At 67.0% G+C, this 7,722-nt stretch carries 6 protein-coding genes and 2 pseudogenes; 2 read left to right on the top strand and 6 right to left on the bottom strand.

The window, feature by feature from the left end:
* Positions 1–94: 94 nt before the first annotated feature.
* Positions 95–478: pseudogene (locus tag ACIOHC_RS42955) on the top strand (transposase); the annotation flags it as partial.
* Between the two features lie 229 nt (positions 479–707).
* On the opposite strand, the gene ACIOHC_RS42950 reads toward ACIOHC_RS42955, so the two are convergent.
* The 5 genes from ACIOHC_RS42950 to ACIOHC_RS42930 form a co-directional block, all read right to left on the bottom strand.
* Positions 708–1,193 (bottom strand): hypothetical protein, encoded by a 486-nt coding sequence (locus ACIOHC_RS42950; RefSeq protein WP_351085983.1) that lies wholly within the window; start codon positions 1,191–1,193, stop codon positions 708–710.
* A 36-nt stretch (positions 1,194–1,229) separates the two neighbouring features.
* Positions 1,230–2,012, bottom strand: a complete 783-nt coding sequence (locus ACIOHC_RS42945) for a hypothetical protein (RefSeq protein WP_401846854.1) — start codon at positions 2,010–2,012, stop codon at positions 1,230–1,232.
* 804 nt (positions 2,013–2,816) lie between these two features.
* On the bottom strand, positions 2,817–3,152 hold the full coding sequence (locus tag ACIOHC_RS42940; protein ID WP_351085979.1) for a helix-turn-helix transcriptional regulator: 336 nt from the start codon (positions 3,150–3,152) through the stop codon (positions 2,817–2,819).
* The gene (locus ACIOHC_RS42935; RefSeq protein WP_401846852.1) at positions 3,149–4,273 is read right to left on the bottom strand and encodes a tyrosine-type recombinase/integrase; all 1,125 of its coding nucleotides are present in this window, start codon (positions 4,271–4,273) and stop codon (positions 3,149–3,151) included. Before ACIOHC_RS42935 ends, ACIOHC_RS42940 begins: the two co-directional genes overlap by 4 nt.
* 293 nt (positions 4,274–4,566) lie before the next feature.
* On the bottom strand, positions 4,567–5,235 hold the full coding sequence (locus tag ACIOHC_RS42930) for a recombinase family protein (protein ID WP_401846849.1): 669 nt from the start codon (positions 5,233–5,235) through the stop codon (positions 4,567–4,569).
* A gap of 198 nt (positions 5,236–5,433) precedes the next feature.
* Here ACIOHC_RS42930 and ACIOHC_RS42925 point away from each other — a divergent pair, with 198 nt between their 5' ends.
* A complete protein-coding gene (locus ACIOHC_RS42925; protein ID WP_401846846.1) occupies positions 5,434–6,792 on the top strand; it encodes a hypothetical protein in 1,359 nt (452 codons plus the stop codon).
* 49 nt (positions 6,793–6,841) lie between these two features.
* Here ACIOHC_RS42925 and ACIOHC_RS42920 read toward each other — a convergent pair.
* Positions 6,842–7,414 (bottom strand): annotated as a pseudogene (locus tag ACIOHC_RS42920) (Tn3 family transposase); the annotation flags it as partial.
* Positions 7,415–7,722 lie beyond the last annotated feature (308 nt).

The following is a 7,722-nucleotide window of genomic DNA, read 5'->3' as shown; positions in this document are numbered from 1 at the left end:
CACTGTCTCCAGCACCGCAAGCTGTTCGGCGAACAAACCGCCTTCCCCATCGAACTCCCTGCCGCCGCTTGACGAGTTAGAACCCTGAGGTGTCTGCTTCGCCACCAACACCAAGAACACTCCGATCGCCACGCTCGAACTGCGGCACCGCCAGCGTGCGAGGGCCGAGGACCGCATCCGCGCCGCGCGGGCCACCGGCCTGCGCAACCTGCCCCTGCACGACGCCGCACAGAACCAGATCTGGCTGGAGATCGTCCAGATCGCTCTGGACCTGCTTGCCTGGATGCCGATGCTGGCGCTGACCGGCGCCGCACGCCTGTGGGAACCCCGCCGCCTGCGACTGCGGCTGTTCTCCGCCGCTGCCCAGCTCGTCACCACCGGCCGCCGCCGCATCCTCCGCCTGGCACAGCACTGGCCCTGGACCGACGTGATCACCAGCGCGCTCGCCCGGCTCGATGCCCTCCCAAACCCTGGCTGACCAGCAGCGTCCCGTCCCTACGAGCAGCACACCCCGGAGCCGTGGAACCCGGCGCCCACCCGGCGCGACATCCGGGCCATCAGCCTGTTCGCAAGCAGAAATCCCCGCTCTGAACGAGCAGGAAGGGTCCATCAGCAAGCTGACGGACCATCATGCAAGATCGAGGCTAATGGTGCAGTCGGGTATTGGAACTCTCCGAATGCCCCGCTGATGGCAGCGATCTTGACCGTCACCACAGCGTCAGCGGAGGCTCTGGGGTCTGCCCGTTGCCGTCGATTGGCCTGGCAGGCTGCCCCACCTGCTCCCTGGCTGCCTTCCGCTCGCAGGCGCGCCTACGAAGATCGGCAAGGATCTGCTCCGCCCGGTCAACTGCCCGTGGGCCGGGAACCCGCAGATAGTCCTCAGCTTTGGCGCGCGAGATGACGTCGAGCTTGACGAGGTGCTTCAGCACGATGGCGGCCGCCGTCTCCGGGGCTGCTTGGAAGGGAACCACGACATCGTGGACAGGATCGAGACATTTGAGTGGATGTTCACGGACGCGTGCCACGTGCTTGACGATCGTCCGAAGACGACGTGCCTTCTCCTCGTCCGTCTCTTCTGTACTTTCGTGCCAGTACGAGCCATCAAACTCGAGGATCAGCGACAACGAGGGGACGTAGATGTCCACTCGCTCCATGCGCTTCTCTGTTCGGAGCGCATGTCGGTCGAAGTCCACGTCGAGGACTGTCACTGTGTGTTGGGGTGCCGCAGGTCATGGTCTGTGCTGGCAGCCCCTCGCGTTCTGGCCGTTGGTGGATAACCTGCCTTCATGCCGCTGAACGTCCCCAAAGAGATCAAGCGTGTGAACAAGCAGGTCCTCGTAGAGCTGAGTTCGAAGAGCGAGCGCCTCAACCTCGGCAGGGGACGCGAGCCTGGATGGCTTGATCAGTGCCTGGCCGACGATGCGACGGGGTCTCTGCGCGCGATCCTTCTTGAGCGTCCTCCCAAGCCCTGTTATCGCTGCCTCGTCCTGATCAAACGGGCCGACCGGGAAGTCGAGCACTTCCTGCTCGACGTGCTGCCGGAGGATTTTGATCGGCTTGAGGACATCGTCGGCGAGGCTCTGCTCACGTTCACGCGCTGGGCGTTGTCCGAGATCCCGTTGAGTCCCCTTCCTGCGGAGTAGCAGGTTCATTCGGCCGACCGCAGATTCAGGGAGAAACGTCTGGTCGTTGCTGTGGCCGACGTCGTCCAGGGTGAGGCGCACGACTCGGCTGAGTGGTTGGGCATAGAGCAGGACGATCACGCCCGCGACCCGAGTACGAAGCGGTAGGTCCGGGTCGGTGAGGAGCTGCCCGATCAATTCCAGTCGTTCGGGCTGCGGCATCGGGGTGGCCCGGCGGATGTGGACCGGGGGGCAGCCGGAAGGGCGGGTGAGCTTGCTGGCCGAGCACCAGAGCAGGAAGGCTCGCATGGTGTTGCGGGTGTACTCGTTCTGCTCGGTGTGCCAGGCGTCGATGCCCGGTCTGGCCGCAGGTGCCAAGGGTGTGATCACGGGCGGCGAGCCAGGTGAGGAAGGCCGTGACCTGCTTAACCTGGTCAGCGGCATGTCGACGGGCTGCCGGGGTGATCGGCTTCTTCTGGCTGCTGGTCCGCAGGCGTGGGAGCACTTCCCAAGGTGGCGAACCGGCGGATGACCTGAGCGTGGTCGGGGTCAGGAATGTCGGCGAGGTGGCCGATGAGCCATCGTTCGAGCGAGCAGATCCGCTTGTCGACGGCGGGTAGGACACCGCAGGACATGAGGAGTTCCCGCAGGTGGGCGGCGGCCCGCCAGGGTTCGAGGCTGTGGAAGGCTTCGTGGGTCAGCTCGATGTCGCCGGTGGCGAGTTGGCGTAGCCAGTCGGCGGTGGAGTCGGGGCGTTCCTGTTCCGGTCGAGCCAGGCGAGGCCGGACAACGGGCTGTCCATGGTGCGGAGCGAGTCGGCCAGCGGAACGAGTTGGGGGCGGATGCGGCCAGTGCCGTCGTCCAGTAGCTGGGATAGCCGGTCGGCAACGGTGCAGCGGGTGCAGAGCCGGCCTCTGTGCAGCTTGCCTTCCTCTCCGCAGCGGGAGCATCGATAGGACATCATGAAGCCCCCGCAGTCGGAGCAGATCGGCGTGCGGTCGCTCGGACGTAGGCCGGGAAGAGCACGCTCGACTCGGCATTCGGGACAGGTTCCACGAACGCAGAGAGCTTTGTCGTGGCGGGTGCGGCAGACATAGCCGTTGGGCCAGCGGGCGGCGAACCAGCCGTGGCGTTGACAGCGGGCGCACGTCCTCTTGTGCCAGCGTTCGCTCTCCTCGGGGGTGTAGGCGGGGCTCACTCGTCAGGAAGGATTCGGGCCGGTCGGGGCCGCAGTTTCGCGACCGCCGTCGGCAAGGCAGGGAGATCACCGGTCGCGGTCTTGCGGACTCCGGCGTTCTCGGCGGTCGTGGTGACCAGGTCTGCCGACGTGCAGGAGAAGATGTCGCAGAGCGCGGCCAGGACCTGGAGCGACAACCGCTCGGGGGTGCCGGAGACCAGTCGGTGGACCTGGGAAGCTGACAGTTCGATGCCGCGGTCGCGCAGTAGCGGCACCAGCTCGGTGGTGGTGAACATGCCGTGAGTGCCCATTAGTTCACGCAGCTTCCACGTGTAGCCGACCTTGCGTTTCACCTCTGCCTCCCGGCCTGGCTGTTCAGGGCGGCGGCAATGGTGCCGTCCAGATGTCGGCGGAGTGTGCGGGTGCGGAATTCGGAGCTCACGCAGGTGTAGATCGCGGTCGTGCTTGCGTGGTCGTGACCGACCTGCTCCTGGACGAAGCGCGGGTCCCAGCCGGCCTCGATCAGATGGGTGATGTAGGACCTGCGGAAGGAATGGAAGTCCAGTCCCTCGTCCAGGCCAAGGGCCTGGCGGTAGGTGATGAACCGGGAGTTGAGCCGCTGGCAGCCGATCCGCAGTCCGCGCTCGGAGGGCCAGGCGGCCGGGTTCCCTTCGCCTCCGAACAGCGGCCGGACCTCGGTGAACCACTCGTCCAGGATGTCGGGGGCCCAGTCCCAGACGGTCAGCACTGTGCGTCGCTTGGGCGGTGAGCCCTTCTTGGCTTTGCCGAACCGGACGCGGCACAGACCGAACTCGCCGTACTCGGCTCCGTGAGGGTTGCGGCCGAAGTCAGCGGCGTCCAGCATCCGTGTTTCGTTGCGTCGCGTGCCGAAGGCGTACGCGGTTTTGAACAGCGTCGCGTCGCGGAACGCGGGCAGCCAGCCCTTGCGGCCGAAGGCCCGGATGCGGGCCACCTCGTCGTCGCAGTGAGCGAAGAAGGCGTGCAGCTCGGCCTTGGTGAAGGCGCGCTTCTTCGCATCGGACTCGTTGTCCTGGACGTGCACCGCGGTGTTCCACTCGTGCACGATCTGGACCGGATGGGAGCCGAACCGCTCTTCACACGTGGTGGCCCATTCGTAGAGGGGGTCGGTGGCGAAGTGGCAGAAGGAGCGGATGGCCTCGGAGTACGAGCGGATCGTCGAACGCTTCAGATCACGCAATGAGCGCAAGTCACCGAGCCATTCATCCACCATGGCCGGCGTCCACTGCCAGGGGAAGGCGTTCACGTAGGCGGTGAACGCCTTCACCATGTTCTCCCGCCCTTCGACAGTCGAGCGGGCCAGGTTCCGTGCGAGTTGCTGATTGGCGAATCCGCCCAGCATCGCGGAGAAGACCTGTTCCTCCGGCCGCAGCAGTGCGACGCCGTCCGTCAGGTGCAGTCTCGCCGCCCCCGGGACCGTCCCGTTGAACCTCACTGTCCACCACTCTCCGTAGCTCGCATCCAATGAGAGAAAACCGCATCGGATGCGAGTCGGGGGCGAAACCGCAGGCCGTCCATCCGGACGAGTGACAGCGGCTGGCCATCGGGGCTTGCCAGCCGCTACCGTCGCGCGACGCAACGGAGCCCGACGTCCCTGTTCAGCGAGGTGTCGTCCGCCCTTGCTGGTGCCGACACATCAACTGTCGCCTGTTCGCATCCGATGCAATTGGCGGCGCTTGTAGTTGAGGTACAGGAAATCCCGGTGAGAACGATCTTGCTGGGGTCCGCCTAACTCGTACGGGCTTCGAGCTGCCGGTGGACGGTGCCGACGCGCAGTTCGCGCAGGTCGGGGATGTGGTTGTAGAGGGTGCCTGGGGAGACGCCGAGGAGCTTGGCGATCGAGGTGATGGAGCGGCCGGGGTCGGGCAGCAGGTCGCGGGCGGCCTTGATGACTTCCTCGCTGGCGACGGTGGGGCGCCCGCCGACCCGGCCGCGGGCGCGGGCGGCGGCCAGGCCCTCGTTGGTGCCGATGACGATGAGTTCGCGGATGAACTCCGCGAGGGCGGCGAAGACGTGGAAGACGAGCCGGCCGCCGGGGGTGGTGGTGTCCAGGTTCTCGTGCAGCGAGGTGAAGCCGATCCCTCGGTCGCGTAGCTCGGCGACCATGTTGATGAGGTCCTGAAGGCTGCGACCGTAGCGGTCGAGCGAGGGGACCACGAGGGTGGCGCCGGCGTCGAGGAAGGCGTGGCACGCCTTCAGCTCGGGGCGGAAGGCGTTCTTGCCGGACTTCTTGTCCGCGAAGATCTTCCGGCATCCGGCGGCGGCGAGGGCGTCGACCTGCCGTTCGAGCTTCTGCCCGCCGGTGGAGACCCGGGCGTATCCGATCTTGATTTCGGTGCGGACGAGTGGTTCGGCAACGAGGAGGTCCGGTCCGTCGGCCGGTTCGAGGGCGGTCATGGCCCCGGATCATGTCAGGAAACGGTGGTCTGAGGTTGTTGAACCCCCCAGGTTTTTGAAGGGGTTTCTGAAGGCCCTGCGGGGTCCGGGGGCCCTTCTGGGCGATCTTCAAAAAACGATCGTTTATTGACGCCTGCCCTCACATGCGATGGCCCGACGTGCGGGCTGTGTCGGTGGTGAGGGCTAAGGTGCGCTGTCGTGGACGCTGATGATCTTGACTACCGGGCCCGAACGTTGACGGGCTGCATTCCTCCGCCGCTGGTAGCACGGCTTCTCGAACTCGGTCATGAGCGGGAAGTGGAGTTCCAGGCCGGCCGCGGGGAGTGGTTCTGCGCGCTTGAGTGGGCCCGGCTGCTCGGGCATCGGGGCCAGCGCGAGCAGGCGTTGGAGGTGCTCGCTCCGTACGTCGCCACAAACTGGTGGCCGGCGGCCCAAGCTCGGGCGGAGCTGCTGGAGGGCTGGGGCCGGGCGGAGGAGGCGATCGCGCTGTCCCGCCCGTACGCGGAGGCCGGTGACCGGCTGGCGCTGGTCTTCTTCGCGTGCCTGCTGGCCCGCCATGGCCGCAGCGGCGAGGCGTTCATGCTGCTGCGCGCCGGGATCCAGGACTGGTTCCTCGCCGAGTGCCTGGTCGACGTCGCCGAAACGGCGGGCATGGACGAGGAAGCGGCGGCACTGTTGGAGGCCCGGGTGGAAGCGGCGGTCCCTGCCTGTGACGACCCGGACTGCGACAACCTCCGGATGGAACCGTTCAACGCAGTCGGCCTGCTCGCCACGATCAGGGAACGCCAGGGCCGGATCGAGGAGGCGATCGCCTTGCTGCACACCCGCGAGGTCATCTCCGTCAACGGCCGTGACCAGCTGGCCGGCCTGCTGGCCAGACACGACCGAATCAGGGAACTGCGTGCGTACGCAGCGTCCGACTACCACGGGCACGCCGTGCAGCGCCTTGCCGAAGTGCTGGAGGAACGCGGCGACGTGGAAGGCGCGATCGCCGCCTACCGCACGTTCGGTGCTACGCCGTCCGGCATGTGGCATGTGGCTGTACCGCTGTCCGAGCTCCTGGTCCGGCACCGACGGAGCGACGAGGCGATCGAGGTGCTGCGCGCGCTCACCGAACACGACGCGGAGGACTGGCTCGTCCACGCTCTTTGCACCCTATACGCCGACCACGGCCGGTCCCGAGAGGGCCAGGCCCACCTCGATGCCATCAAGGCACGAAGAGACGGCAAGGAGTACTGGGACCTCTTCCAAATGCGGCTTCCGCTCATGGCCGACTGCGGCCTGCTCGGCGAAGCGATCGAGCAGACGCGGGCGCGCCCCGAGGGCGACACCTGGTACGCGGCCTGGGCCTTGTCCGACATGCGTGACAAAGCTGGCCGCACCGAAGAAGCCGACGCAGTCCTCGCACAGCACCCGGCAGTCAACAGCTCTCTTCGTGCCGAGCGCCTTATCGCCCTCGGCCGCATTCAAGACGCTGTACGACTCCTCCAGCAGCCGATAAGCAAACCGACCACACCCGCATGGGACGGCACCTACTCCACCGAACCACCGTTCTGACAGCTCGGGCTGATATGCGCCACGTCTCCACCGTACGTCGCGGGCCGGTTCAGTTGTTGTCCTCGTCGTCTTCGACGGCGTCCGGGTCCCGGAGAGGGCGCAGGCCCTGGCCGGGGCCGCTGGCCTTGATGTTGAACAGGTAGCGGCCCAGGAAGTTGATGTGCCGATCCTTGAGCGGGGAGAGGCGGGCGACGTCCTCGTCCTTGATGTCGTGGCCCTCGGCGCGGAGCTGGGCGACGGCGGCGTCCAGGTAGCGGGTGTTCCACAGGACCACAGCGTTGAGGACCAGGCCGAGAGCTGCGAGCAGGTCCTCCTGGCCCTCGCGGTACGCCTGGCGGATCTGGCCGCGGCCGCCGTGGCAGATCGCGCGGGCCAGGCGGTGGCGGGACTCCTGCACGGTGAGCTGCCGGTTCATCAGCCGGCGGTAGGTGTCGTCGACCCGGTCGACCAGGGCAAGCAGGTGCATGGTCTTGTCGATCCGCCCGTACTCGGCGAACGCGGCGCCGAGCGGGGTCGGGTGGCCCTCGCGGCCGAACATCCGCAGCGAGTTGTAGGCCCGGACCTGGTTGGTGATGAGCGACCCGGCGACGCGGAGCATGTCCGGCCAGTGCGTGGCGATCCGCTTGACTGCGGCATGAGGTGGGTGCGCAGGTTGTCCCGGACTAGGACGATGGGGCCTTTGTGCTGGTTGTGGGCCCACACGATGAGGTCGCGGTAGTCCTGCCAGGTGAAGCCCTTGGGCTCGCCCTTGCGGCCTCGGTGGACGCGGAAGCTGTAGATCAGCCGCGACCGCTCTCCGGAACGGAAGCAAGTCATTCCCGCCATCGAGACCCGTCCGGAGCCTCGCCCCGGACGCGGACGACGGGCGTCTGGCCGATGCGGCCCCAGGACCTTGCGCGTGGCGGCTTCAGCGACTGGCCGGCCTCGTCC

The organism is Streptomyces sp. NPDC088252 (assembly GCF_044740965.1).
In the GTDB taxonomy this organism is placed as follows: domain Bacteria; phylum Actinomycetota; class Actinomycetes; order Streptomycetales; family Streptomycetaceae; genus Streptomyces.
The sequence above is the reverse complement of the archived record's forward strand: the minus strand, read 5'-3'. Positions and strand labels throughout refer to the sequence as shown.

Bases quoted from the DNA above. Each gene is read 5' to 3' on its own strand.
- ACIOHC_RS42930 (WP_401846849.1), bottom strand. From the start codon at position 5,235: ATGACCGCCCTCGAACCGGCCGACGGACCGGACCTCCTCGTTGCCGAA.